This is a genomic window from Shewanella sp. 125m-7, assembly GCF_052977045.1.
Genome location: NZ_JBRILQ010000027.1, coordinates 17187 through 43812 on the forward strand (window position 1 = coordinate 17187; position 26626 = coordinate 43812).

At 43.6% G+C, this 26626-nt stretch carries 22 protein-coding genes, 1 pseudogene and 1 riboswitch; of the genes and pseudogenes, 10 read left to right on the forward strand and 13 right to left on the reverse strand.

The features are described from left to right. Positions 1-21: 21 nt before the first annotated feature. Positions 22-227: riboswitch (cobalamin riboswitch) on the reverse strand. Between the two features lie 230 nt (positions 228-457). Next, positions 458-1069, reverse strand: a complete 612-nt coding sequence (locus ACVBIL_RS13135; protein WP_447167424.1) for a hypothetical protein — start codon at positions 1067-1069, stop codon at positions 458-460. A 336-nt stretch (positions 1070-1405) separates the two neighbouring features. On the opposite strand from ACVBIL_RS13135, the gene ACVBIL_RS13140 reads away from it, so the two are divergent. Continuing rightward, a complete protein-coding gene (locus tag ACVBIL_RS13140; protein WP_447167425.1) occupies positions 1406-1783 on the forward strand; it encodes a BlaI/MecI/CopY family transcriptional regulator in 378 nt (125 codons plus the stop codon). Next, positions 1780-2973 (forward strand): TonB family protein, encoded by a 1194-nt coding sequence (locus tag ACVBIL_RS13145; RefSeq protein WP_447167426.1) that lies wholly within the window; start codon positions 1780-1782, stop codon positions 2971-2973. The genes ACVBIL_RS13140 and ACVBIL_RS13145 overlap by 4 nt, the downstream gene beginning before the upstream one ends. Positions 2974-3158: 185 nt before the next feature. On the opposite strand, the gene ACVBIL_RS13150 is transcribed toward ACVBIL_RS13145, so the two are convergent. Next, positions 3159-3683 carry an NADPH-dependent FMN reductase gene (locus tag ACVBIL_RS13150; RefSeq protein WP_447160725.1) on the reverse strand — a complete coding sequence of 175 codons (525 nt, stop codon included), beginning with the start codon at positions 3681-3683 and terminating at the stop codon, positions 3159-3161. A gap of 196 nt (positions 3684-3879) precedes the next feature. Here ACVBIL_RS13150 and ACVBIL_RS13155 point away from each other — a divergent pair, with 196 nt between their 5' ends. Together ACVBIL_RS13155 and ACVBIL_RS13160 are read left to right on the forward strand one after the other, a co-directional pair. Then, a complete protein-coding gene (locus ACVBIL_RS13155) occupies positions 3880-4782 on the forward strand; it encodes a LysR family transcriptional regulator (protein WP_447163958.1) in 903 nt (300 codons plus the stop codon). 175 nt (positions 4783-4957) lie between these two features. After that, complete coding sequence (locus tag ACVBIL_RS13160; RefSeq protein WP_447167427.1) at positions 4958-7105, forward strand: cation:dicarboxylate symporter family transporter; 2148 nt, start codon at positions 4958-4960, stop codon at positions 7103-7105. 108 nt (positions 7106-7213) lie between these two features. On the opposite strand, the gene ACVBIL_RS13165 is transcribed toward ACVBIL_RS13160, so the two are convergent. Beyond that, positions 7214-7942 carry a pseudouridine synthase gene (locus tag ACVBIL_RS13165; protein WP_447167428.1) on the reverse strand — a complete coding sequence of 243 codons (729 nt, stop codon included), beginning with the start codon at positions 7940-7942 and terminating at the stop codon, positions 7214-7216. Between the two features lie 234 nt (positions 7943-8176). Between ACVBIL_RS13165 and pyrC the strand changes: the two genes are divergently transcribed. Then, entirely contained in the window at positions 8177-9214 is a 1038-nt protein-coding gene (pyrC, locus tag ACVBIL_RS13170; RefSeq protein ID WP_447167429.1) for a dihydroorotase, read from the forward strand. Between the two features lie 273 nt (positions 9215-9487). Beyond that, entirely contained in the window at positions 9488-9832 is a 345-nt protein-coding gene (locus ACVBIL_RS13175) for a DUF3718 domain-containing protein (protein WP_447167430.1), read from the forward strand. Between the two features lie 61 nt (positions 9833-9893). Here ACVBIL_RS13175 and ACVBIL_RS13180 read toward each other — a convergent pair whose 3' ends face one another. Beyond that, positions 9894-10673: a CLCA_X family protein gene (locus tag ACVBIL_RS13180; RefSeq protein ID WP_447167431.1), complete on the reverse strand. Its 780-nt coding sequence runs from the start codon at positions 10671-10673 to the stop codon at positions 9894-9896. Positions 10674-10843: 170 nt separating this feature from the next. Between ACVBIL_RS13180 and ppiC the strand changes: the two genes are divergently transcribed. After that, positions 10844-11122, forward strand: a complete 279-nt coding sequence (gene ppiC, locus ACVBIL_RS13185) for a peptidylprolyl isomerase PpiC (RefSeq protein WP_012156435.1) — start codon at positions 10844-10846, stop codon at positions 11120-11122. A gap of 219 nt (positions 11123-11341) precedes the next feature. On the opposite strand, the gene ACVBIL_RS13190 is transcribed toward ppiC, so the two are convergent. The 4 genes from ACVBIL_RS13190 to ACVBIL_RS13205 all read right to left on the reverse strand — a co-directional run bounded on the left by ACVBIL_RS13190 (position 11342) and on the right by ACVBIL_RS13205 (position 16563). After that, entirely contained in the window at positions 11342-12466 is a 1125-nt protein-coding gene (locus ACVBIL_RS13190) for a PQQ-dependent sugar dehydrogenase (protein ID WP_447167432.1), read from the reverse strand. A 206-nt stretch (positions 12467-12672) separates the two neighbouring features. Then, positions 12673-14670 carry a flavohemoglobin expression-modulating QEGLA motif protein gene (locus tag ACVBIL_RS13195; RefSeq protein ID WP_447167433.1) on the reverse strand — a complete coding sequence of 666 codons (1998 nt, stop codon included), beginning with the start codon at positions 14668-14670 and terminating at the stop codon, positions 12673-12675. Beyond that, complete coding sequence (gene gshB, locus ACVBIL_RS13200) at positions 14651-15688, reverse strand: glutathione synthase (protein ID WP_447167434.1); 1038 nt, start codon at positions 15686-15688, stop codon at positions 14651-14653. Before gshB ends, ACVBIL_RS13195 begins: the two co-directional genes overlap by 20 nt. Before the next feature lie 419 nt (positions 15689-16107). Further along, positions 16108-16563, reverse strand: coding sequence for a hypothetical protein (locus tag ACVBIL_RS13205; protein ID WP_447167435.1), 456 nt, complete (start codon positions 16561-16563; stop codon positions 16108-16110). A 190-nt stretch (positions 16564-16753) separates the two neighbouring features. On the opposite strand from ACVBIL_RS13205, the pseudogene ACVBIL_RS13210 reads away from it, so the two are divergent. After that, positions 16754-17090 (forward strand): annotated as a pseudogene (locus tag ACVBIL_RS13210) (glutamate synthase-related protein); the annotation flags it as partial. A gap of 146 nt (positions 17091-17236) precedes the next feature. Here ACVBIL_RS13210 and ACVBIL_RS13215 read toward each other — a convergent pair. Both ACVBIL_RS13215 and glnD read right to left on the reverse strand, forming a co-directional pair. Further along, entirely contained in the window at positions 17237-17827 is a 591-nt protein-coding gene (locus ACVBIL_RS13215) for an HAD-IB family hydrolase (protein WP_447167436.1), read from the reverse strand. A gap of 47 nt (positions 17828-17874) precedes the next feature. Beyond that, on the reverse strand, positions 17875-20448 hold the full coding sequence (gene glnD / locus ACVBIL_RS13220; RefSeq protein WP_447167437.1) for a [protein-PII] uridylyltransferase: 2574 nt from the start codon (positions 20446-20448) through the stop codon (positions 17875-17877). A gap of 421 nt (positions 20449-20869) precedes the next feature. On the opposite strand from glnD, the gene ACVBIL_RS13225 reads away from it, so the two are divergent. After that, entirely contained in the window at positions 20870-21298 is a 429-nt protein-coding gene (locus ACVBIL_RS13225; RefSeq protein ID WP_447167438.1) for a hypothetical protein, read from the forward strand. 46 nt (positions 21299-21344) lie between these two features. Here the strand turns inward: ACVBIL_RS13225 and ACVBIL_RS13230 are convergent, their stop codons facing one another. From ACVBIL_RS13230 to ACVBIL_RS13240, 3 genes are all read right to left on the reverse strand, one after another. Further along, the gene (locus ACVBIL_RS13230; protein ID WP_447167439.1) at positions 21345-22397 is read right to left on the reverse strand and encodes a hypothetical protein; all 1053 of its coding nucleotides are present in this window, start codon (positions 22395-22397) and stop codon (positions 21345-21347) included. 211 nt (positions 22398-22608) lie between these two features. After that, positions 22609-24051, reverse strand: a complete 1443-nt coding sequence (locus tag ACVBIL_RS13235) for an MBL fold metallo-hydrolase RNA specificity domain-containing protein (RefSeq protein WP_447167440.1) — start codon at positions 24049-24051, stop codon at positions 22609-22611. A 253-nt stretch (positions 24052-24304) separates the two neighbouring features. After that, positions 24305-25495, reverse strand: coding sequence for an alginate export family protein (locus ACVBIL_RS13240; RefSeq protein WP_447167441.1), 1191 nt, complete (start codon positions 25493-25495; stop codon positions 24305-24307). A gap of 817 nt (positions 25496-26312) precedes the next feature. Between ACVBIL_RS13240 and ACVBIL_RS13245 the strand changes: the two genes are divergently transcribed. Then, entirely contained in the window at positions 26313-26555 is a 243-nt protein-coding gene (locus ACVBIL_RS13245) for a YdcH family protein (RefSeq protein WP_447167442.1), read from the forward strand. Positions 26556-26626 lie beyond the last annotated feature (71 nt).

The window sequence follows — 26626 nt, forward strand, 5'->3', positions numbered from 1 at the left end:
CGAGATCTGCCCGCCGAAATCATCGAAATCACTTTGTTGGCCGGTCTCCGGACTTAGGTTCTGTATTAACGTATTAATACCCGAATACAAGCTTTCAACACCTATCCATTAAGGCGCACTTGTCTCTCACCATTCACCGTTGCGGGGGCAGTGTCAGAATTTAACTGACTTCCCGATTATCCCTAAGTTACGCCGTAACCTGAGGCACCAATAAAGTTGACTGAAATTGTATTTTTTCTAATAGCATGCTTTTAATAACATGAGTTTGCGCTCAAGAGTGAAAAAACACCACTGTTGAGAGTGCGCGCATTATAGACGTCTATACGGTTAAATGTCTAACCTAAGCACAATTTAAACGCCGTCACAAAGACGAAGAATATTCACCCTCGTACACTAAAAAACACATCAAGATTAAAATCAACAACTTAACACCAACTCTCTGTACTTTCTTAATACATTAATAAAGGCTTAAGGGCATAATCGTCGATAGGAATTCTTGATAATTTTGCGCTTTGATGGGTGGATTTTCTTTCGTAAAAACCTCACCTCGAATCGATTTATGAATTAAATACAGATCCTGCTCGCCTCTCACTGCGGTGTAATGGCCAATCTCACCTTGGGTGAGCACCTTACCGTAAGCAATGCCTTGTACCGAATTAATATGAGAGTTAGGCATGTTAGTACAGCCTATAATCGCACTGGCTGTTTGATGATCATTGAGCGGCTCGCTCGCTAACGCTTCAAATACCGATTCGCCTTGGCAACTTTCAAAATAGACTTCAGCCATTGTCTGTAAAAATGCTTGTGGGCTAATGTCTTCTGTCAGCCCTTTAAAGCCTTGCACACACAACATTGATGACCAAGTTTGTAACGTTTGAGATGCTGGCACGAACTCGGCGGAGAACATGTCATCTTGCTGATTGGTAAAAGCCAACTTCCAGTCTAGCGGTAAACTGAAATTAAAAGTTTGGCTAAATATAGCTAGCTGTTGGGGTGTTTTATCAACTTCTACCTTAATAGCTTCATTGCTTAAACTGTACACAGGAAAAGTGAATAAAACGGTGCTCATCAGGGCACAATTTATACGAGGAAAGTATGACGTCATACCTTTACTATCCTTGTTGAGGGCACGTTGTGAGCAGTATTCTATCTGCGCATGTATCAAAGTGGTACTTAAAAATTCATTTCGGCTAAACACTCTGACATTTTCAGTGATACCCACGCGGTACAACACTTATTAAACAATTACTTATATAAACACGGCTTATATAGTTCAAGATTTATACAAAATAACTCTTGCACAATTCGATTACATTTGTAATCTTAAATATACATTACAGCTGTAATCGTAACAATAATGAGGCAAGGATAACCATGAAAGAGAGCTTATTAACAAGGATTTGCTATGAAAGAAATCAGTAATGCCGAGCTGTGTGTGCTTAATATTCTTTGGCAATCTTCGCCGATTAGCGCCAGTGATGTGATCAGTGAATTATCTCGCACTAATGACTGGCACGAGAAAACCATAAAAACATTACTCAATCGTCTGGTAAAAAAGCAAGCCATTGGATTTGACAAGCAGGGACGCTCTTACCTCTACTTCCCGCTCATCGAACAGAGTGAATACCAGCTCAAAGAAAGCGAATCTTTTATTGAGCGCTTGTTCTCTGGTCGCGTTGCTCCCTTAGTGGCTGGTTTCGCAAAACAAAACAAACTCAGCGCCGATGATGTCGCCGAGTTACAACAACTGATTGACACCTGGCAAAAGGACAACAAATCATGATGCTATGGATGGCACAGCAAACCCTATTACTCAGCCTGATTTGCGGTGGCTTATTAATAGGACACCGCTTTTTACAGCAGCGATTGGGGGCCCGTAAAACCTACCAGCTATGGTTAGCTGTCCCCGCTCTGCTGATAAGCTCTGCGTTAATCACAAGCATGCCCTACACTCTTGCTGCAGCCCAAGCAGAACAATTCGCTCACTATAGCGTTATCGCTAGCAAAACTATGGCTACAGTTCAAACCAGCGATTACGCCAAGATTGCACTGTCGATATGGTTAGTCGGCATTGCGGCTATGGTGACTCTGCTCAGCCTACAAGCGATTACGTTAACGCGCTTATTAAGCACTGCGACTAGAGTCAATCACACTGGCGCCAACTTACCGAGCTATAGCCACCCCAATGTGCAATCACCAATGCTCGTCGGGGTCCTTAACCCGAAAATCATACTGCCCTCTAATTTTATTCAACTTAACGCCGATGAGCAGCAATCGATTATCGCCCATGAGCAATACCACCACCAGCGCCGAGATCTGTTCAGTAATTTATTGGCTTACAGCGCACTCAGCCTGTTCTGGTTTAACCCTATTTGTTGGCTCGCTTATCGACGATTTCGAGATGATCAAGAGTTAGCCTGTGATGCCTTTGTCACTCAATCATTGAATAAACAACAAAGAATCAGCTATAGCCAAGTGCTGTTAGCCTACTCCCAGCAAGCTCATCATGGCCTGCTACACACACATTATGGAAATAAAAACATACTCAAGGAGCGTATTATGCAAATGAAGACATTTCAACAAGGTCAGAGCGGTTTTGCCATTATCGGTTTGACTATCGCATTAGGGATCAGTGGCTTGCTGCTCAATCAGCAGGTGCAAGCCGGCGATCACAACCATGACGCTGTTCACCCAACAACCCGTATCGAGCCTAAGTATCCTATTGAAGCTGCTAACGCTCACCAAAGTGGTTTTGTTGTCTTACAGTTTGATATCAGCCCAAGTGGTGCGGTTAGCAATGTCAGCGTTGTTAAGTCATCACCTGAAGGGGTATTTGATAGCTCTGCGACAACGGCACTTAAGCAGTGGCAGTACAGTGAAAGCAGTAAAGGCCTTAAACAGGCAAAGGTACAGCTTGACTTTATGATTGATCCACCAGCGACTGACGTTGAGCGCATCAAAGTTACGCCTTAAACAAGCGGCTATCACTTAAACGAGCTCTGATAAAGAATCTCGCGATATACATGTGATGTGATAAAAAATAGCTAAACCGATAAAAGCGCCAGCAGCTGGCGCTTTTATCGGTAAAAAAATAATGATATCAATAGGTCAAACCTCAACCCTTGTTTATCTAAACCTTAGCTTATTTAAACTTTAACTTATTTCAATAAAACGACCGCTTCTTTCAACGCCGCTACAAGTTCAGGATTTCTCAACACTTGCGTTTCCATATCGAAGTTATCAAAAAAGCTTGGCACTGAGAGCGTTGCCCTGACATCTGCAGCAAAGTATGGCGCAGATCCTGAAGCTGCAGCTAATACGCTTGATGCACCGCCCGGCCCAGGAGAGGTAGCAAGTAATAGCATTGGCTTGTTTTGAAACACTTTCATGTCGATACGTGATGTCCAGTCAAACAGGTTTTTATAAGCGGCAGTGTATGAACCATTATGCTCAGCAAAAGAGATAATAATGGCATCGGCTTCACCAATCTTGGCAAAAAACTGCTGCGCCAGCTCTGGGTGACCAAGCTCTTCTTCTCGGTCCTGACTAAAAAGTGGCATCTCATAATCGTTAATATCAAGAATTTCAACCTCAGCTCCCTGCACTAATGATGCTGCATAGGTTGCAAGTTGCTTGTTAATTGACTTAGTGCTGCTGCTGGCTGCGAAGGCTAATAGTTTCATAATAGGACTCTCATATTCAGTGACTGCAGTTAACTCTGCAAAATGCGTTGGGTTCAAGTACCGTGCTCACAATTAAGCAAAGGTTAAGTTTAGAACGACAACTCGATGTAGAGCAGTGTATATTGATGACAAATAAAGATTAATAACCTCAAAAGATAATCACTATTTCCATATAGCTATTAATCAAGGGATGAATATGACTATAAATAAGCTATTTGATGGAATTGTAATATTTGTCCAAGTCGTAAAAAGTGCTGGCTTCTCAGCCGCGGCAGAGGCTTTAGGTCACTCTACCTCTTATGTGAGTAAAGAGGTCAATAAGCTTGAAGCTCGACTTGGGGTCAGGCTACTCAATAGAACCACCCGCTCTATCGGCTTAACACCCGAGGGAGAGGCTTACTATCAGCAGTGCTTACAGTTAATAATTGATGCCGAACAGGCGGTGGGCTTGGTCACTCAACATGATGTCAGCCCCCGCGGTGTACTTAAATTAAGTTGCCCGGTCGGCTTTGCGCAAAACTACCTTAAGCCTATTATTTCTGAATACCTGCAGCGATACCCCAATGTAAGTTTAGACTTAGATTTAAGCGATAAACGCACCGATGTGATTGCCGACGGTTATGATTTAGCTATTAGAGCATCAGCACACCTTGAAGAGTCGAGCCTTATTTGCCGCAAACTTTATAGCTGCAAAGCCTACACTGTGGCGTCGAAAGCGTATATTTCACGCCACGGAAAACCCCACCATCCCAGAGAATTAGAAACACACTACGGCATCTGCTACTCCAATCATAAGCAGCCAAGCCGCTGGGATTATATTGATCATGACGGCAAACATTTTGTCGTTGATATTCGCCCAAAAATACTCTGCAACAATGGTGATATGCAGCTGGATATGGCACTGGCGGGTCATGGCATCACTCGTTTACCGAGTTTCTATATGCGAGATGCGCTTGAAAGTGATCAGCTAGAGATTTTATTTGAACACTTTCCTAATTCCGATATCGATGTTTTTGTCGTTTACCCGAGCCGTAAACACTTATCGCCTAAAGTCAGGGCATTTATCGACTTAGCGGCTAAACACTTAACCCGCTGCTAATGTTAACCTTTATGCCCAAGTTTTAAATTTATTGCTTTAAAGTAAACCAATACCGAACTTATAATAAATAACATTTCCCAGTCACAGTTAACGCTTCTTTTTAACTGTGCTAAAAATCTTTCCACTGGGATCTCAAACTACTTAGGTGATGTGCGTGCTAAAGAAAGCTCTTGCAATGTCCAGCTCAACCCAGATGTTAGTGGCCATGTTTGTTGGTTTTGCCGTGGGGCTGTTTTTCGGGGAATCCATCGCTTGGATGGCGACCATAGGCACAGGGGTGATCTTGCTGATGCAGATGACGGTACTGCCCTATATCGTTGTGTCACTCGTTGGCGGTATTGGTAAACTGCAAAAAAACACAGCCAAACTTATTTTTAGCCGCGCCGGTCTTATCATGTTGCTGCTTTGGCTATTAGCGATTGTAATGATTGCTTTAATGCCGCTGTCTTTCCCTGTTATCGAATCGGCCTCCTTCTTTAGTACCAGCAGCATTGAACCTGTTACACCAATCGATTATTTCAAGCTGTATATTCCCTCTAACCCCTTTGAGTCCATGGCTGATGGTTATGTGCCTGCCATGGTGGTATTTAGCATCGCTATGGGGCTTGCGCTTATCGGCATGCAAGGCGAGCATAAGCAGCAAATACTGACCTTTATGCATACCAGCTCAGAAATTTTTTCGCGCATTACTCAAGGTCTAGTGAAAATTCTACCTATCGGTATTTTTGCTATGTCGGCCTCGGCAGCAGGCACCATGGGAGTCGATGAGTTTGCCAGTATGCAGGTTTACCTTATCAGCTACTTTGTGCTGTGTTTGCTACTCACATTTTGGGTATTGCCCTGGATTGTGGCATCACTGACGCCCATTACCTTTGCTCAAGCTCTGCGCATTTCTAGATCTAGCCTAGTCACCGCTTTTGCTACCGGTAACATCTTCATCGTAATCCCGGTGATTGTTGAAGAGTGTAAGCAGGTGATGCGCGAGCACGATGACTTATGTGAAGACGGGGCAACCTTGATTGAAATTTTGGTGCCTATTGCCTTTACCTTCCCTAACATCGGTAAGCTCACCGTTATTATGTTCGTCTATTTTGCTGGCTGGTTTAATGGTACTCCCGTGGATATTGCCAACATTCCATCGTTATCGTTCAGTGGGCTATTAGCACTATTTGGCAGTGTCTATGTGGCAATTCCATTTATGCTCGATTTAGTGAAACTGCCTGCCGATCTGTTTCAGCTATTCGTGATGTCTGGCTTTATCACAGGTAAATTTAACTCGATTGCGGCGGTAATGAATCTGTTTGCACTCACCTTATTAACCGCATCGCTGTTTCAAAAGTCACTAAAAATACGCCCGCCGCAACTATTGAAGATGAGTTTAGGCATTGCTATCAGTGTGTTTGCAACCTTATTAGTTTGCCGCGTCGGCATGGGGATGTTTATTCATAGTCCAGAGATCACCAGTGGCGTTATCGCCAACATGCAGGTTGCCGATAAAGTGCCTACAAAGGTAAAGAAGCAATTCCCCATTGTTGGGCAAACACCCACCACACCCATTAGAAGCGTACAAGCGATTAGAAATGCAGGCACCATACGCGTAGGTTATATCCCTAGTAACGTGCCCTTTAGTTATTACAACAATGCTGGACACTTAGTCGGGTTTGATACCGCTATGGCGACGAAACTTGCAGAAGACTTAAAGGTGAAAATTGAATTTATTCCCTTTAAAAAAGACCAACTGGTCGCCTCTCTAAAAGCGGGTTTTTTTGATATTGCCATGTCAGGCCTTGCCATGGACATCGAGCAGATGGATGCCTTAAGTTACGCTAACCCAGTGCTGGAGCTTAACCTTGCTATAGCGACTAAAGACTATTTGGTGAACGACTTTAAAAGTAACGAAAAAATTAAAGAGATGCAGGGCATGACCATAGCTTATGTTGAACATAGCGACGCTATCGAAGAGGCTAAGCGTTTCGCCCCCAAGCTCAAGTTTGTAAAAATTGAAGGCTACAAAGACTTCTTTAGGCAGAAAAAACACAAATATGATGCGGTAGTGATCAGTGCTCAGGCAGGCTCTGCCTGGACCTTGTTCTTCCCGGGCTACGGTATTGCACTGCTGGAAAATAAAACACATTATCCTGTGGCGTACGCAGTCGCACAATATAACCAGTCGCTGCTCAACTACATCAATAATTGGCAGCGCTTACGTAAAGTTGATGGTACCCAAGCAGCTATTTACGATTATTGGATGCTAGGTAAAGGCGCTAAAAAAGTAGAGCCGCGTTGGTCAATCATTCACAATGTACTGCACTGGACTGACTAATCGCCAAATGAAGCAAGTGCCGAGTGAGTTTGAGTTTGAGTTTGAGTTTGAGTTTGAGTTTGAGTTTGAGTTTGAGTTTGAGTTTGAGTTTAAGTTTGAGCCGAGTGGTTACTTAGCTGACGATTCCTTTAAGGGCCGTGTCGGCGTTGGTGTCGACAATTGCTTAACTTCAATCTCGCTCAGATAGCGCCACAGCCCCAGCTCAACATCGAGTTTAAGCTCGCCTATCTGCTCACGATGCAAGCCGTTGACGCGATTACCCACAGCGGCAAACATCCGCTTCACCTGATGATACTTGCCCTCGGTAATGGTGAGTAACACCTCTTTAGGCGTGACTATCTCAAGCTTCGCAGGGAGTGTTAGTGCCTTTTCATTTTGCAATTGCACACCCTGTATAAACTTTTCAGCAACGTCTTCGGCAACCGGGTCTCTTAAGGTCACTCGGTAGGTCTTTTCACACTGTTTGTCGGGTCTGATAATATCAAACGACCAACGACCGTCATCGGTCAGTAGCACTAAGCCTGTCGTGTCGGCATCAAGCCTACCTACAATGTGTAAATCTTCCACTCTTTCGAGCTTAATACAGTTAAACAGGCTTGGATAATCGCCATCAACATTCGAGCTTAAGGTATGGATTGGCTTATGTAGCATAATATAGCGCGACGGCCGTGCAACCAACCTCTGCCCTTGAAACAAGATGGCATTGCTTTCATGTACCTGAAAGCCAACATCTGTGACCCATTTACCATTGACGCTAATTTCAGCGCGCTCGATACACTCGCTAGCCTGCTTGCGAGTCAGTTCGGTACTTTTACAGATAAATTTGTCTAAACGCATACCAGCTTATTTCAGATAGAAAGAGCGGGGAATTATCGCAAGCAACAAAAATAGCACAAGCACTATCTGAAATATTACTCCTGAGTCATCGCGCTTAGTGTCAGCTATGAATATTTAGCACGGATTAAAGCAGGGTTAGTTAAGGTTCAAGCTATTAAGCTCATGCAATTTCAGGCACAATACAGCGCTTATAAAAAAGCCTAATACTTTGTCGTAAACGCTTAGGAACCTATAATGACGCAGATCACCCTACTTACCCCTGACGATTGGCACCTTCATTTTCGCGATGGCGATATGTTGCAAGAAACCGTTCCAGCAACTGCTCGCTTGTTCCAACGTGCAATCGTAATGCCTAACCTTTTGCCACCTGTCACTGATGCCAAGATGGTAACTGAGTATCGTGAACGTATTTTGGCTGCGCGCCCTGCAGGTTCGACTTTTGAGCCGCTAATGACCATCTTCTTGACCAACAACACTACAGAGCAAGACATCATTGATGCTAAAGCTGCCGGCGTTGTTGCAGCAAAGCTTTACCCAGCTGGTGCAACCACCAACTCAGACGCAGCAGTCAAAACGCTTGATGCGCTGTTCCCTGTGTTTGAAGCCATGGCTAAGCACGGTATGTTGCTATTGGTACACGGTGAAGTCACTGAATCGCATATCGATATTTTCGACCGTGAAGCCATATTTATTGAGCGCTACCTTGCGCGCATCGTTGCCTCTTTCCCAAGCCTAAAAGTGGTATTTGAGCACATCACCACTAAAGAGGCGGCTGACTTTGTTATGTCAGCAGCAGACAATGTGGCGGCAACGATTACCCCGCAGCATTTATTGCTTAACCGTAATGACCTGCTTGTTGGTGGCGTGCGCCCACATAACTTCTGCTTGCCAGTCCTTAAGCGCAGCACCCACCAAGAGGCGCTTCGCGCTGCGGTTGCAACAGGATCAAGTAAGTTCTTCTTAGGCACCGACTCTGCGCCGCACGAGAAGCACCGCAAAGAATCAGCTTGTGGCTGCGCCGGTTGTTACAGCGCGTGGAGTGCATTAGAGCTATATGCACAGGTCTTTGATGACTTAGGTGCACTAGATAAGCTTGAAGGCTTTGCCAGTAAGCATGGTCCTGACTTCTATGGCCTTGCGCGCAACACCAGCACGGTAACGCTAGTGAAAGAGAAATGGACTGTTCCGAGCGAAATCATCTTGCCAAACGGTAACCCTATCGTGCCCTTCTTTGCTGGTGAAGAAGTTAATTGGAAAGTGAAGAGCGCTTAACAAGCTTAGGTTTCAATCGTTAAACTCACGCTTTGATTAACAGTAAAGCCCGCTTATTGCGGGCTTTTTATTTTTAAAGTCTCACTTAGATATCCCCATATCAGCACCAAATACACATGCTGTTACCTGCAGACATCAACTGAATTGAGATAAAGATAAAGATACAATTGTATACAAAGTTAGCACATCTTTTCTTATTAGCTTGCGCTTAAATAGCTCCATGCAAACGCATAGCTTAAAGCTAATTTAAGTTCATAACGCAAGGAGCAAACGATGAAGAAAATGATTACATTAACCGCGATGGTACTAAGCTCTATCACCTTTAATGCATCAGCAGCAATGGAACCTAATTTAGAGAAAACACTCATCGCCGTCTGTAAAACAGGCTTAAGTAACAACCTCTTTTTGTTTAACAGAACCATGCAGGAACATAAAATCAACAAGCGCAGAGTGTTTCCTAAACTCATGTGTAACGGTCAGAGTTTCCATCAATTCGCACTCTCTAATGGCGCTAATAAAATTGCCGCTAAAATTGCACCTTATAGCTTAGGTACAACAACGATTACCGATATCGCAATGACGTCCCCACAAGACGCAAACTACTCAGTCACGTTTTAACACCGTTAAGCTAACGAAAAGCCCCCCGTTTTTCGTTAGCTTCTCTGATTTAAGATGACTGCTACTCTCGCCCTATCGCATCACCTAAAGGCTCAAAATAAGCGATGAGAGTTTTAAAAATCGCTTGTCTATGCTCAAGCGTCGGATAACCGCCCGCATCAAATAGTGACGACTTTACCGTTTCATCTACCAGGTAAGGATTACTAATATCTTGATAAGACTCAATGCAGCTCTCAAAGGCCCGCGCCATTAACTCGGTTGGCCGTGAAAAGTACTGAGTACTGTACTGCTTATCGAGCGCAATTGCCCGACTGACATAGTCATGGCCATCGCTGCCATTATCAGAAAGCATCGTCACCTCAAATACCCGCTCTAAACGCTGATTCAGCGGATGCTTTATCGGCTTAACATCGGCTATCCAGCTGTGGCTAGCAAAGGAGATCGCACCCGCTGCCGTATGAAAAGATTTAGGCGCAATATAATGGTCAAACGCATGCCAGAACTCATGAGCAAGCGCGCCTGCGCCAGCATTTTTAGCCAAGGCTAACTCTCGCTTATGCGGCGCATAATGGGCTTGTACGCCTTTTTGGCCGCCGCTGCCAAACGCAAGATTTAAAGTTTCACGCAGGCCAAGAGCTTTAGGTGGCAACTTTAAAATAAAGGCTAAATCTGCTAACGAATCAAAAATCAGGTTAGCCGCTTTATCCCGCTCCTCGTTTTCAACCCACTTACCAAGGCGAATATGACCAAGACCGAATACCTGTTTGATATCAACAAAACTCACTTGTTCATCAAAGCGATAGTCTGGACCTATACGTTTATAACTGCGGCTTTTTAACACTTATCGGTTCCCAACTGAGACTGTTATGTGACTTTAAGGCCATCATTATAGAGCAAGCAATAACGACACACGAATGCGTATATCAGCGTCACTTTAGCTTAACGCTAGCCTAAGACACACCATAAACGATATAATCTCGCCCATTAGTTTCAAATTATATAGGCCTTAAGATGGCGCGCACTGCAGCCGCATTACACATTTTGGTGAAACACCAAACACTTGCCGAAGATATTATTAAGCAGCTCAATAAAGGGGCTAAGTTTGACGTACTAGCCAAGAAGCACTCAACTTGCCCATCGGGTAAGAAAGGCGGCAGTTTAGGCGAATTTAAGAAAGGTCAGATGGTGCCGCAATTTGACAAAGTTTGCTTTACAGGTGAGCTCATCACACCGCATTTGGTTAAGACTAAGTTCGGTTGGCATGTGATAAAAGTGTTGTACAGAACATAAATCAGCCAACCAAGTTACTGGCAATGATCACGTAACTAAAGTGTTGTACAGAACTTAAGGTTAGAGCATAGGCCCTAGAACCTAGGACGCTTCGCTGCGAGGACGGGCTTCGCCCTGCTAGGAAAAGCACAAGCTTGACGGGCTAAAGCCCGACCTACAACAGCCACCGCTTTTCCGACTTTCCTAGGACCTAGGACCTTTCTTAGCTTTTCCTAGAACCTATCTTTTAAGCTTATAAATATTGCCGCTATCAGTACTGAAATAGATATCGCCTTTGGGCGAGACTTCAATATCTCGAATCCGCTCGCCAAGCTCTGACATTATTCGCTGCACGGCAACAGCCTCATCAGCATCATTAATGCTAATCACATTGATGTGAGTTAGCTTCAATGCGCCAGCAAGCAGCTTACCCTTTAACTGCGGAAACTTATCGCCTCGATAAAGCACTAAACTACCGGGTGCGATAGAGGGGATATACACCTTAACCGGTGGTTCAACCCCTTCTTTTAATTTACCGTCGCCAACACTAAGCGGCCCCCAATACTCTTTACCGTGTGAGGTTATCGGCCAGCCATAATTTGCGCCCTTTTTAATAAGGTTAAGCTCATCGCCGCCGCGAGGACCATGCTCAATTGACCACAGATTTTGGCTATCGGCATCAAAGAATAAGCCTTGTGGATTGCGGTGTCCGTAACTCCAGATCTCATCTAGCACAGCTTTATTGTTAATAAACGGATTGTCGCTTGGTGTGCTGCCATCTGGATTTAAACGCAAAATAGCGCCTGCATGAGTTAAGGTATCTTGACCGTTCTCACGTACGCCGCGATCGCCAATGGAAAAGTACACACTGTTATTATCAAAGGTGATACGACTACCAAAATGCCTGCCGGTGTCTGAGCGGGAGTTTGACACAAACACGTCCTGCCAATCTGTCAGTTTACCGTTTTGGTAGGTAGCGGATGCCAGCACGGTCGCGCCCTGACCTTCTACGTCTTTGCTGTAAGTGAGATAAACTGTTTTACTGCTAAGCTTGCTGTTTAAATTGGCATCAAAAGGAGATAGCGCAATATCCAGTAGTCCCCCCTGCCCCTCAGCCCATACATTAGCGGGCTTGAATAAGGTCTTATGCTCACCGGTTTTAAGGTTAAGCTGTTTAATCAGCCCATCTCGCTGGGTAATGAGCATGGTATTGGCATCAACGTAAGCCAGCCCCCATGGAACCTTGAATCCTGAAGCGATCTTCTCAGCCTCCAATGCGTTAGCACTCGCTATCGCTAAAAGGCCTAGCATTAGTAGGCTTATTGCTTGGAACATTCGTTGACTTATTCTCAGGTTCAGTTTCATCGACTTGTCCGCCCTGTTAGTTTTTTTTGTCTTAGGTCCTACAAAGCAGCATAAAGCAGTAAGTTACAGATGCAAACAACTCAGTCGAACGGGTCGATTATCATTAAGGCCAGAAACAAAAAAACGCCTTACTCCATTAGGAACAAGGCGTTTTCATTATGCTGTATCTGCTTACAAGCTGAAATGCTCGCAACGGCTGATTAAGGTTAGCGGATTGCCGAAACCAAATAATCAATCACTGCAGTATCGGCAGATGATTTGTGCTTAAGCTCAAACAACGGCACTGGCTTTTCAAGCATGTTACGGTCAACCATTTCGCTAATGATCGACAAGTCCAAAATACCAGCTTTACCCACTAATAAATTATCTAGCGGCGTTGTTTTGCTGAGGTTAACGATATCTCTAAAGCCCTTTAGGTAAAGGAAGTCTTTAGTGAAGCCGCCACCACGATAAACACGCGTGGTTAAGGTAAAGGCTTGCTCAGTTGTTTGACCATATTCACGCATTAACGTTTGGAAGGTCATCGAGAAATCACGCTGCTCTAGCATCAGGTTTACTGCAACCACACGCAAAGCCAAGATTTTAAGGCGATTGAGCGTCAAGTTACCTGAGCAATACTCACTGTAAATTGCCACACCTTCTTGAGTATGGGTGTTACCCACAAGCCCTAATGACAGCACTCTTAACTTTTGGCGACGCGCGTTAACCGTAGTCAACATATGCACGCCCAGCTCGTGGTTAGCAAACGCGATAAGCTCTTTAGCAGTGAACATCGCATCTTTGTTGATCAATAAGCAGTTTCTCTCGCTATCGACCATGGCTTTAGCAACGATACGCGATGACTTTTCGACCTTACACTTAAGGCCCCACTCATCGGCCTGCTGTTGGAATGACTTAACCGCATGACTTGCATCAAAACTCGGCTCTACTTCATCGCCTTCGATATCTGGCGCACGCAGTAAAAACTCTGCGTTAGCAATATCGTCTTTATCAGGCTGACCGTAGTATTTAAGCGAGTTATAAACAAAGTCGTCATTGCCAATAGAACATAGCAGGTCAATCTTAGTCGCTAAGTTATCAATTACATGGCGATAAAGTTGCTGAATGTCAGCATCCATTACGTTTTCAACGGGTAGCTTATATAGCTGCTCGCGGAACTGATATGGATTAAGGTTTAGCTGCTTATAGCGAAACTCTGGTGCCACAGCGCCTTTGCGAGCCAAAAACTTTTTACGCTCACTGGCAATATTAATCGGGTTAATATATTTCAGTGTGGCAACGTTATTGGCTAACTTATATAAGCTTTTATCTAATGATAAAATCTCAGGCGATAACGTCGATGACAATAAGTCGACATTTCTCACTGATTTACGCTTACCAAAACGGCGCATAAAGAATGCGGCAGTTTCAGATATCGCCTGCTTAATACCTGCTTTTAGCTCTTCTAAAACCAGTGGGTATAACTCACCCGTGGTTTCATCCATAAACACTTTTTTGACTTCAACGGGTAGCACCAAGGTGTTGTCAAAATGCGCGTTTACATGAGCAATTAAATAGCCGCGGCCTTGAAACACTTCATCGGTGGCAGCGCGCACAGCAAGGTTTGGCAGCTCAATTTTATTAAGTTGCTTCTCAAACTGGCTAGGCGTGCCTGCCCAACGTTCGATATCAATCTGGCTGGTGCCAATATTAAACGTCGGCGTATCGGCTTCAATACGCTGATGGTTATATGAGTGCGTATCGAACACGATACAGTTTTTAAACTGCTTCTCAAGGCGCGCAATCAAAGCGCTCAGTACGTTATAAAACGACTGATGCTTAGCATGGCTTTCGCTACGCTGTTTAGTGCTTAGTGGCTTTTGCCAAACTTGCTTGTCCCACGCGGTTTTGAAATAGGTTGAATGCGCCTTTGGGCGGTTCAAGTCATATTCAAAACGTGAGTCGTTACCTATTAAGACAATAGGGAATGACGACAGCATTTCATCTGTGTATGGGTCTTCTTCATAAAAGCGCTCTTCTTTAGTCAGCAAGAAGGTCTTTTTAAGGTCATCGCGCAGGCGATGACCATTATGAATAGCCGTACATACAACAGGAGAATACTCATCAATCTTTACGATAAATGAGCCGCCTTCAACTTCAGCATGAAAGCACTCGCCTTTACTTATTAACGCAATGCACTCTTTTTCAGATAATGTGAGCATCATCAATCGCCTTTCTAAACTCGCTTCTTCTCTGTGTTAATGCTTCTTTGGCATTGACTACACTTTCAACAAAATCAATGACTTTCTTTTGAAGCTTAACGTTATTTAGCTTATTGATACGCATAATGCCACCAGGGCTTTGTACGTTAACTTCAATCAGCTTTTCGTTAATCACGTCGATACCAACAAAGAACAAACCGTCGCGTACCAGCTTAGGACCGATGTGCTTACACAGCTCTTTTTCTTTCTTGGTCAGTACGTGCTTAACCACACTGCCACCAGCGTGAATGTTCGAACGAACCTCACCTTGTGCTGGAATACGCTTCATTGCGCCAATAGGCTCGCCGTTTAGCATTAAAATACGTACATCGCCTTGCTCAGCGCCCTCTACGTACTCTTGTAAAATAACGTAGTTGCCACCTTTGCCACTGTTGATGTAAAACTCAAGCAGTGAGTGGAAGCTGCTTTGTGCGGCCTTTTCTACCAAAATTACGCCTTGACCACCGTAGCCATCAAGCGGCTTCATGATCATCTTGTCAGTCGTAGACTCGCGCAGTACTTCTTCTAAGTACTCAGGTGTTTTTGACACGTGAGTAACCGGAATAAACGTATTATTAGGGTCATCAAACGAAGCGGTGTAAAGCTTATTGTTAGCAATACGAAGTCCATCGATATCGTTCATGATGAACACGTCATCACGCACTGAATCTAGGAAGTTAAGCGCGATAGGATCTAGCGGTGGATTAGCACGCATAATAATGCTGTCAAAGCCTGCTAGCGGTAAGCGTAACTTCTTAAATTCTGCTCTCTTGTAGAAAGACACGATATTAGTCGGTGTAACCTGGTCTTTATTAAACACCTGGCAAAAAGCACTGGCTTCTGAATCACGCATGGTTAGGTTGCTAGTCGTCGCTAACGCAACCGTATGCCCCCTTGCTACACACTCGTGAATTAAACGCAGTGTAGTGTCGGTTTCAGGCTCAACGCTTGACCATGGGTACATCAGAAATAAAATATTCAATGAAACTCTCTTTAAAAAAGGGAATGCTCTAAAGATCTTGGGCCGAGTGATGGCTTGGGGAGGTGTAGAGTATCCAAAATAAATAACACAATGGCTCAGAAGAGGGATTATCTGAGTCAGTCAAAGGCATCTATCTATCAATACAAGTTGAACTAGATTAGGTGGCGTAATTTACACCATATTTAGGATTTGGAATATAAAAATATTCATCCAAAATAAAATAAAATAAATAACTAACACTCCAATAAATCAATAACGCTACAGCCCCTGATATGAAAGGCTCTCAAGACATTGTCCAGCTAAAAAAATGACTCTAACGACTCCTTCGGTAGCGACACTCATTGCTTTCATTCACTCTTTATGACCTCATTAATAATTCTAAAATGAGGTCATAAAGTAAAAAGCTTTTCTATTCACTGTTACTGACACTGACACATGGCAGATGCCCCACAGGGATCAGCCTGAGCAACCATGCACATGCCACTGCTATTGCCTGTGCCCACACACCAAGCATCGCAATCAAACACATCTGGATGTCCGGTATCATCACCATGGCTATGCAATACACCTTTTCCAGGGTTAGATTCCACCAGCAGTCCATTTTCGAGACAGGCTTCACCAAAGGTGCGGCCGTTCAAATTTCCCTCTTCATCGGTCGCGACATGGCAACCCGCTATATCTGGCGCAACCCCGTCAGTGTCTTTCCACCAAGTGATTTCACCCGCAATCCAATCTGTTGGCTTAAAGGCAAATGTTCCCTTTGCACCGGGTAGATCTTTAGCGCCTTTCGATGGCGCGTCGTAGTGTTCTTGGGCGCTTACCATTGAAGCAAAGATAAGGCAGGCGATTAGTGTAATTCGTTGTAACTGACTCATTTAAATACCTTTTGACTGAGAGCTTATTCATAAAAAATAAGCGTTTAACAATAGCGTGGTGTAAAAAACGTAGTCGTTAACCGCTAAACATTCAAGGCTGCTAAAGCGGCAAAACCGCCACATTGACCTAACTAACGTCCAATACTCAGCCCTGCTTTCCCAAACACTAAAAGCCTCTATCTAGCCTAGCCCTATCGACTTTGTCAAAGCGCTAGCCTTAGGCGCCGATGGTGTTGCGCTATCAAATAGCGCTATGCAATCCATTGGATGTCGCGGCGCGCATGTGTAATACCAATAACTGTCCTGCGGGCATCGCCACTCAAAAACCAGAGCTTCGCCAAAGGCTCAACATTGATAAATCTGCCACGCAGTGGCATAACTTTTTTGAGGCATCTGTTCAGCTTATGCAAGTGATGGCTTGCGCTTGTGGCCATAATGACCTGAGTCAGTTTAATAAGGATGATTTAGCCGCATGGCATATTGAGATGGCGCGCTTAACTGGGGGGATTTATGGAGCCCTAGAGTAACCCAACGAATCTTAAACAATGACATGACAATGACAAGGTAGGGCTCCGTACATAGGAGCACATACATTAGCCTTGAACAATAAAGCCCTATTGAGTTGAACAGGGCTTTATTTTTATAACAGTAATACCTATCAGTAAAAGGAGCTTTACAGCTGCACGCCTTGCATAAAAGCATTATCAGCCAATGCCAACATAGCTAAGTCTTCTTTGGTGTCACCATAAGCATAAATTGAACTGTACTGGCTCAAAGCAAATTGTTTACTGACGTTGTCAGCCTTTACATCGCAGCTGCAATCATCTGCGATATAGCGGCCAGTATAGCGCTGATTTTGACTCGCCATTTCGCTACAGATAAGGTGAATATTCATCATCTGGCACCAAGGCTTAAGGTAGAGATCGAGCGAAGCCGATACTAAGACAATCGTTGCGCCATCCAGTTGATGTTGTTTGAGGGTTTCTAGCGCGTCAACTCGAAGATATAAGGGGATCACTTTGTCAGCGTAGTTTTGCCCTATGGCATCCACTTGCTGCTTATTACGGCCAGCAAAAGCAAAAAAACTCACCAAGGGTCTGAGTTTTCGCGCCGGAATAAGACCTAACTTGTACAATAAATAAAGCGGCGACATAAAGACTAGGCCAAGCACTAATCTCAGCGGCGTTGCAGAATAAAGAATAAACTTGGTAAACATATCTCTATGGGTCAAAGTGCCATCAAAATCAAATAGAACCAACTTCAAGCCTATCTCCCGCATATCTGCCATTTAATCGCGTATTCTAGCAAACGTTATGCAATCTCTTCCTCAATAATATCCACTAGCTTTAGCTGTTCATCAAGGTTAAACGCGCTTTTCTCCGCGTTGGATACTAAAAATACGTTTTCGGTACATTCACCTAACGTACTGATCTTTGCCGAATGGATACTCAGGTTTCGCTCAGACAACAGATTACAGATCTGCTCTAAGTAGATAGGATCGTCTAAGGTATTTACCTTGAGTAAGGCTCGGTTTTTCTTTGTAGTATGCAGTACTGTCACCACTGGCGGACTATCAAAATTCTTTAAGGCTCTCGGTGTCATCAGTTTTCTTGGTCTGTCTTTTTGGTCAATCGCTCGATAGATACGTTTAACGATTTGCTCTAACCTAGGTTCATCATCAATCGGTTCATCTTTATGATCTAGCACCTTGATGATTTCCAATACTTGACCATTTTTGGTCTGCATCATCTGCGCATCTTTTACCTTGAGCTTAGAGCTGGCTAAAGTCTTAAACAGATCGACAAACAACTTGGCCCGGTCTTGGGTATAAACAACAATCGTGGTAAAGCCATTATCGCCATTTTTGCCGACTAACACACGAGTTGTGCCAGCTTCACCTTCTAAAATACCTTGGCTGATCTCAACAATATCTTCTACAGAATTCCCACTGAAAAAGTTATTCGGCAAACTATGCCAGAACCGGACAAGACGATCCTCTTCAACACCATGCCTTAATAGCTCTGCCTTGGCGTCTGCTTGATTTTCACGAATGACGGTTCGCACCTCGAAGATATTCTCAATCCCCTGCTTTAACGTCTCACGAACTGCCATATACAGTTGCGTTAATTGGCTTTCTTGCCAGTCATTCCAGTAGCTTTCATTTGTTGCCATCATATCGGCAATTGTAAATAAAAACAGTGAGTTAAGCTTCCCTTCTGAGCCAATAGCCTTAGCCAGATGTTTAATCACATCAGGATCGCTAATATCTTGGGTTTGAATGGCACTAATGAGTAGATCTTGGTTCGCTACTAGCCAATAAATAAGCGAGGTTGTCGAGCCTTTAAGCAGATGGTCTTCGGCTAACTCTTTGGCTTGAATTGCGCTTAATTCACTATTCTCAATCGCCTGCTTACCCGATAAATGATGGCACAGAGTAGCAAATACCAACGCAAAGCGATTACCGATATTTTGATAAATTGAGTAGGTCAGGCTGTTTTTCTTATTGAGGGCGAAACTGTCGATATATTGAATCGCTTTAAAGGTATGCTCATCCACTGTAAATGCGTTGTGCATATCAAACTGCATCTGCCCTTCAATAGCGTGCCATTGGGAGCAATATGCCGCTAATACACCATAACGGTGCATTAACCCTAAGCATTTTCGTAAGCCTTTAGGGTGCGCAAGAATCGCTAAAAACTCTTCACGACAACCTTGATAATCTTGTAACTCCCCCAGTAATCCACGGCGGGTTTGCCTGAGCAATCTCAATGTCTGTGGCGAAATGCCATCGATATTATCGTTCTCAGCAATAAGCTTAAACATACGTATGACTTGGCGCTTATCAATAAATGCCTGATTAAACTTAACCTCAATTAAGCCGTTATAAACACTGAAGTACTTATCAATAGACTCGACATTACCACGCTCGGATTTATTTAGGGTATCGAGCTTAAAAGAGTCACAGATGATCTGGTTTAACTCGCGCACTCGCGTCATGGCTCTAAAAAGCTGGCGCATCATACGCTCAATGGCTAGTTGGCTATTATCGCCCTGACCAAATTGCATAAACTCGGCCACACTAGCTTGATGCTCAAATAACAATACATCTTGTGCCGATTGTGTCACACAGTGCAGTGCCCACCTAACTCGGCAAATAAAATCATAAGCTTCTAATAACTCATACACTTCATCTTGTTGTAAAAAACCTATGGTTTTAAGCGCATTGGCATTAGCCAGTGAGAAGTGCTTTTGCGCTATCCACATGATGGTATGCACGTCACGCAGTCCACCGGGGTTGTTCTTTAAATTGGGCTCTAAATAAAGAGCGGTGTTCAGTGCCTTATTGTGCCTAAGCTGCTGCTCAAGCATTTTGGCATCGTAAAAAGACAAACTGGTCCACAACTCATTTTGATAAAGCTGCTCTTTAAGAGTTTGCGCATGCTTCTTGGCGCCAACTAAACAGCGGATGTCGAGTAGATTGGTGGCGATGGTGATATCTTCTGCGGCGGCATCGATGGATTCGGGTAGCGTTCTAACGGTTTGGCCTATATCTAGACCAAAATCCCAAAGGCGGGTGAGGAAAAGCGATAATTGTTCTTGCTGATGCGGGGTTAATTCTTGTTCAATGATAATAGCTAAATCGATATCCGACCTCGGATGCAGCGCCCTTCGACCGTAGCCTCCCACCGCATTAAGCGACATCGAGGTATTATGCAGGTTGTACATCTTCCATAATGAAACCAACATATCGTCTATATGCTTAGCACGCCTCTTTAAAAGAGTCTGTACTGGCAGTGTTAAAAACTGCTCATTAAGCTTTTCGTCGAAGGTTTTTATATGAAACTTCAACTCCGATAGAGAATTCAGTTCCAATATACTAGACATAATAAGGCTCTTTCCTATTCGCTATATAACCACTGATTTGTACCTTAATACATTAAGGTCGATGACAACAATCAATGCTCTAATTAGTCCGCTGAAAACATGATTTGACTGGATTAATTGCGACACAACCATAACAATTATAAGACTTTTTTTCAACAAAACATAATTTTAGCTAGCCGTCCCCTAGCAAAGTCAGCTCAGAACCATCAATCAAAAATGAATTGGAGCCCCTATAATTCAGCCGGGATAATCACACTAACAAGTCAGTATAACTTCTCAATAATCACCTTGAATAATAACAAATTAACGATATTTACCCGCTTGTGTGAATAGCGTAATCTGTAACGTTAAACTGACAAAACTAAAGCCATTACGACCCGCATTTAAACAACATTGGCTATAACCGACTAAAGGCGCCCCTATGAAACAGAAAATAGTATTAGTGAAGAGCTATTTCGCCAAGATTGAAACCGACAAACGCGAAGAGGTATGGGCCGCTAAACCAAAAAAATCTGAATTTGAATATTCCACCTGCAAGATTGATAGCGAGCGCCTCAATAACGATCTACAACTGGCAATTGAAACCTTAAACAATGATGGCTATAAAGTGGTACAGATAACCCCTGTCACTTCAGGCGATTTCGCCTTTCGCGACCATTTCAGCGACCCACACTTTCTAGGTAACGGTGTGAGTACAGAGGGGGGCTATGGCTATGGCTTTTCTTATACAGACAGTTTAATTATCTTAGCCGAGTACATTGCAGAACCGTTAATCACAGCGCCAGTTTCCCTCGAAGTGTTTAATACTGAGCATGAAGCCCCCATCGCCGAGCTAACTCAAGCAGAATAAGTGATTGAGCTCTGGGATAACGAACGTCAATTATCCCCATGGCTCTTTAAACGTTTTGAAACAGTACTTCTAAGGTAAACGTTAGGATAACTTGATTGATACGCATCGAAAACTCATCCTCTTTACTCCAGCTATACTCAGGGGTAATAGCAAAAAATAACCAATCTCTGGCAAAGTTCTGCCGATAAGTCACGCTAACGCTAGCATTTTTCACATAATGATAAGGCTCATTAACGCCGTAAATACTGGCTTGATAACTTAGCGCTTGTTTATTATTGATGTACTGATACAGCTTGGCGCTAGAGCCAAGCTCCCAGCCATTATCTCGATTCTCGTATTGTGCAACTGCGCTCCAACGGCCAACGAATGTTGCGTTAAAAGCATGCTCAACATCAAACTCAGTCGACTCTCCGGTCACCTTCTTCTCTTGATACAGTTTCTGAGTTAACCGGGTCACTGTGCTGTCGGAGATGGGATAGGTATAACGCCAACGCGCCTCAATCTTTGGTTTGAAGTTAGCCTTAATATTAAAGCTGACACGATCTTTGTCATACCAGTCGTACCGCAGGCCGATATCCCTTTCATTATTGTTGTCTTGAGATTTAATAAAGGCAAAAGGATCGTCCTCACCCGTTGAATCCAAGATTAGCTTTAAACGTTTAGTCACGCCGGGTAAATGTAATCTAGCGTTAAGATTGGCTCGGTACTTAAAGCCCTCTTTTTCATAATAAGAAAAATCGTTATACAAACGCACTATGGTTCCGGCCCTGGCATCATCCTCGACTCTGTCATCAACAAAGAAGTTATCGAACCATATCGCTGGCTGACAAAACTTAGTATTGAGGTAATCAAAGGCTTGGTCTATCGCGCCTTCCATCTGTGACTGGCTATAACAGGGATCATTCTCTGAGCTCCCATTTACTGCGTCTTGTTCTTGTTCTTTATTTTCACTTAGTCGGGTTGTTTTACGTTGAGCTTCGCTGCTTACCGTTTCAGCGTTAGCCGTTGGTATATCAGCAGCTTGCGCCACAGAGCATGAAGCGCAGCAAGAGGCTATAATCAAGTTGAATAACAATCGTTTAGTCAACAAACGTGACACTCAAAATACCAAGAAACATTGCATAACAATATCATTTGCGCCATCGCTTTTACATAAGTACTTATTTTATATCGGCAAAGCTTTCTAAAAGTACTGTTTTCAACTGTGCCGTTTTACATCGCTGGCCAGCGATCCCCGTCGCCGAGTATGACAACTAAGTTGCGGTCTAAGACCGCTCTTGTATATCTGTTAGCTGACTCGTGTTAATGGGCTACGCCGTTACCCAAACAAACTTAGGCAGTTGCATGAGATCTAAGCAGTCACCTTGCTCCGCTATCACACTGTGAGCGGGGGCATTACTGGCATCTTTATTGAGTGCCTGCAATAAGGCTTGCTGCGCCTCCGTCTCGCCATGCACTAATACAATGGGTGGAGTGTCGTTAAAATGGCGATACCAGTGTAGCAACTCGGCCTGATCGGCATGAGCCGACAGTCCGCCAACGGTATGTAACTTCGCTGCGACATTAATACTCTGACCGCTAATAGTTAAGCTTGTCGCGCCATCGACTAACAGTCGTCCAGGAGTGCCCTGCGCTTGATAACCACAGATAATCACATCTGACTGACTATTGGCGAGGTTATGTTCTAGATGGCAACGAATACGGCCACCATTACACATACCGCTACCCGCGATAATGATCAGCCCTTGGTGAATATGATTCAGCTCCATCGACTCTTCAGTGGTATCGATAAAATCAGCATTCGACAGTAAGGGGTGTTTACCCACAGACATACGCGTAAAACGCTTAAAATCCTCATCCATCAAGCTATAATTTTCGACATAGATCTGGGTCGCTTTAATCGCCATCGGGCTGTCGAGACAAATACGCCAGCGAGAGAGATCCCACTCTTTGGCATAGAGGTGAAACAGATACAGCAGTTCCTGCGCTCGGCCAACCGAAAATGCAGGTAGTAAAATATTGCCTCGACTCTGCTCTATAGTACGCGCAAATATTGATTTCAGCTCTTCAAGGGTATCGCCCCAGCTACGATGCAAGCGATTACCATAGGTGCTTTCCATCAATACCAGATCCGCCGTATCGATGAGCGCTGGGTCATCTAATATCGGCATTCCTTCACGACCTAGATCGCCACTAAAGACTAACTTTTTAGTTGAAGCTCCCTCACCTAGCCAAAGCTCAACCACTGCAGAGCCTAAAATATGTCCCGCATCAGACAAACACACATTAAGCTTTGGCGTCACTTGTGCCCTCTCGCCATAATCGAGCGCCACAAATTGCTGCATGACCCGGTCAACATCGGCATCGTCAAATAACGGCTCTAGTAAGGGTAAATCGTTCTTGGCGCGCTTCTTATTGAGTCTCTCTATATCTCTAGCTTGGAGCATGGCGGCATCTTTAAGCATCACCGCGCAAAGCTCTACCGTCGCCTTGTGGCTATATATTGGCCCAGTAAAGCCAGACTTCACCAGTAGAGGGAGTCGACCCGAGTGATCGATGTGGGCGTGGCTTAATACCACCGAGTGGATCTCTGATGGCGTAAAAGCGAAAGGCTCATGATTACGTAATACATCAGCCTTGCTGCCTTGGATTAAGCCACAATCGAGTAATACTTGCTGCCCATCAATATTGAGTAGGTGACAAGAACCCGTCACCTCTTGCGCCGCACCAAGAAAAGAGAGTGTCATCTGCATAGCTATCTTCCTTAAAAGGCACCTTAACCCCTTTTCGATTACTTCAGTATAGGGGGAGTCATCTCTGGTGCTTATGCTTAAAAGATAACCCCTTAAGCTGATTCCATCTAGCTATGCCCTAAAATATTTTGTATTGAATTTTTGTCATAAAAAAAGCAGGAACAAATTAATTTTCCTGCTTATCAATGGGAACCTTGAGGTAAACCTAACTCTAGGCTCAATACGACTCTTTAAGGCTTACGCCTAGCAATCTTTAATATTTTGCTTGCAGGGTTACCCACAATTTATCTGTATCATTTGAGAAGCTATAGCCAGCATCAGCACCACTGAAGCTGGCATACTTAACACCTACGCTGTAGTACTTAGCAAATGGATAGGTAGCAGAAACGCCCCACTCTTTACCCATGTCAATATCGCCATAGTCAGAATCAAACTTGTGGTATTTAGCCAGTAACTTGAGCCCTGCAAGCTTTGCTGTCAAAGTAAAGCTAGTGTCAACTAGGCCATTTTCCCAGTTACCTTTACCGCCAAATAGGAACTTATCGGTCCAACCGTTAAAAGCATGTAGTGTCGCTAACGGGGTAATAAAGCCAGCTTTACCGTCATCAGATCCCAGTACTTCGTAACCTACTTTTGCGCCAAAAGCATCAAAGTTAATTCCAGCACCTAGGTGGTAATAAGACGCGCTATAAGTCTCTGGGTTATCGGCTGCTTCTGATTGCTGAGCGAGTTCAGCTTGGTAGCTTAACTTCAACACATCAAGCTTGATATCACCGGTAGCACGAATACCATAAGTGTCGGTAGAGAAAGCGGGGACATCAAGATTATCAATTAAATATGCATAGCCTGAGATCTTCGCGAAATCCAAAGCCTTATAATTGATATTGACTAAATTAGTTTCACTTTCATTCTCTTCTTTACCAGAACCTTCTGGGAAGATACGGTTCACATTCGCCACATAAGCGTAAAATGCGGTTAAACCTTCAATAGCGGTATTCTTAACGGACACTGCGTCATAGGTCTGTTCGTTTTGACGAAAACCTACACCACCAACAAAACGCTGATTATCAAGTAAAATACGCTGACGACCAAGCAAGGCTAAGGTTTCTGCTGGGCCTTTATAGCCAATATAGCCTTGGTTGATTTGAGTGTACTTATAATCTCCAATCAAAGGCTCATTCTTAGATGAACGCACGTCATCAATTTCTGCAACGGCGTATAGATTATAGATATCGCCAGTTTGGTAGTTTAAGCGTGTGCGCAATGTGGTTTGGTTTTGCTGGTCTACATTCGCAACATCAACATCTTCATAGCGAAGACGGAACTGCACTTTAACTGCAGAGTCATCGATAAACGCTTTCTTTAATGGGTCTACAGTTTCAGCAGTGGCTGCTGTTGAAGCTAAGCTTGCGAGTACAGCTAAGGTAAGGGCATGGACTTTCATTTATTGTAATCCTTTTGTTTCATCATTCTCACAAGTAGTTATATTAATGAAACAGTTGTGACTTTTTGATCTAAAACAATGTTACAGCCTGATTACAATTCGTTTTCAATATATGTGACAAAGATCATCATCGAACACTAATTTAGAGGTACCTATAATTAGGTATTTCGCTTTATTTCCCTAATGCTTTAACTGCTTAAATAGTTTGTGATAGCCGCTTATTTTAGTGAACTAAGCTAGATTATCTCTATAACTCATTTGAAGAGACTCTAAAACAAATAAACAAAACAATAAAAAATGACGACTAAAAATCACTCTTTGAGCAAAACAGTCTCTGTATAATGAGTACGTTAGTGACATTAATCGCTATCCCCTTATCCGTATCGCGCAGACAGTCCCTATACCAATTGCATTTGGTATTATTCAATACAAACCATAATTAATGATAAAGATCCTATTGACCCGCCTATAGGTAGAGGCTTGAAACTTCACGCTGGCGTCAAGGCTAGGATAAATTATGTATACCGTTACCCAATTGGCAAAACGTGCAAATATATCTCGAATCATTAAGTATTGAAGCTGCAGAGATAAAGCGTATTCGCGCAATCTAATTGACATTCAATAAATGCCTGCGACTACTGCAGGCTGTATATTTACGTGGTTTTAAATAAAGCTCATGAGCTATATGACCTAATAGCAGCTCGATAATTAAAGCAAAATGAAGTGATAAACCTCCACTAATCAACTTGTAATTCCTCTTGCTATTAGCTTTACTTAACGGGCAACAATACTGTTAATTAACGATTTAGGGGTTGATATGTTAGGTGAAAACCACTCAATTATGCATGAGTTTCCTGAGTACCAAGATATTATTGTTAAGCTTTGCCAAACTGATGACGCTTTTGCTAAAGACACCAAGCACTACAATGCGCTAGATAAGGAAATCCGCAACTTAGAATTAAGGGGGGCGCCCATTGATGATGAAGCCATGCATCAATTGAAACATGATAGAGCCGAGCTAAAGGACTCACTGTTTCATCGTCTTAGTACAGACTCCTAATAGCTAAATTACAAGTCAATAACGAGCTGATTAGCAGATAACAAAAAAGGGAGCCGAAGCTCCCTTTTTTA

Coding starts and splice junctions, on each gene's coding strand:
- ACVBIL_RS13155 (WP_447163958.1), top strand. CDS start 3,880: ATGACTATAAATAAGCTATTTGATGGAATTGTAATATTTGTCCAAGTC.
- ACVBIL_RS13190 (WP_447167432.1), bottom strand. CDS start 12,466: ATGAAACTGAACCTGAGAATAAGTCAACGAATGTTCCAAGCAATAAGC.
- ppiC (WP_012156435.1), top strand. CDS start 10,844: ATGGCGCGCACTGCAGCCGCATTACACATTTTGGTGAAACACCAAACA.
- ACVBIL_RS13245 (WP_447167442.1), top strand. CDS start 26,313: ATGTTAGGTGAAAACCACTCAATTATGCATGAGTTTCCTGAGTACCAA.
- ACVBIL_RS13195 (WP_447167433.1), bottom strand. CDS start 14,670: ATGATGCTCACATTATCTGAAAAAGAGTGCATTGCGTTAATAAGTAAA.
- ACVBIL_RS13205 (WP_447167435.1), bottom strand. CDS start 16,563: ATGAGTCAGTTACAACGAATTACACTAATCGCCTGCCTTATCTTTGCT.
- glnD (WP_447167437.1), bottom strand. CDS start 20,448: ATGTCTAGTATATTGGAACTGAATTCTCTATCGGAGTTGAAGTTTCAT.
- ACVBIL_RS13235 (WP_447167440.1), bottom strand. CDS start 24,051: ATGCAGATGACACTCTCTTTTCTTGGTGCGGCGCAAGAGGTGACGGGT.
- ACVBIL_RS13160 (WP_447167427.1), top strand. CDS start 4,958: ATGTCCAGCTCAACCCAGATGTTAGTGGCCATGTTTGTTGGTTTTGCC.
- ACVBIL_RS13140 (WP_447167425.1), top strand. CDS start 1,406: ATGAAAGAAATCAGTAATGCCGAGCTGTGTGTGCTTAATATTCTTTGG.
- pyrC (WP_447167429.1), top strand. CDS start 8,177: ATGACGCAGATCACCCTACTTACCCCTGACGATTGGCACCTTCATTTT.
- ACVBIL_RS13150 (WP_447160725.1), bottom strand. CDS start 3,683: ATGAAACTATTAGCCTTCGCAGCCAGCAGCAGCACTAAGTCAATTAAC.
- ACVBIL_RS13145 (WP_447167426.1), top strand. CDS start 1,780: ATGATGCTATGGATGGCACAGCAAACCCTATTACTCAGCCTGATTTGC.
- ACVBIL_RS13240 (WP_447167441.1), bottom strand. CDS start 25,495: ATGAAAGTCCATGCCCTTACCTTAGCTGTACTCGCAAGCTTAGCTTCA.
- ACVBIL_RS13175 (WP_447167430.1), top strand. CDS start 9,488: ATGAAGAAAATGATTACATTAACCGCGATGGTACTAAGCTCTATCACC.
- ACVBIL_RS13135 (WP_447167424.1), bottom strand. CDS start 1,069: ATGAGCACCGTTTTATTCACTTTTCCTGTGTACAGTTTAAGCAATGAA.
- ACVBIL_RS13165 (WP_447167428.1), bottom strand. CDS start 7,942: ATGCGTTTAGACAAATTTATCTGTAAAAGTACCGAACTGACTCGCAAG.
- ACVBIL_RS13225 (WP_447167438.1), top strand. CDS start 20,870: ATGAAACAGAAAATAGTATTAGTGAAGAGCTATTTCGCCAAGATTGAA.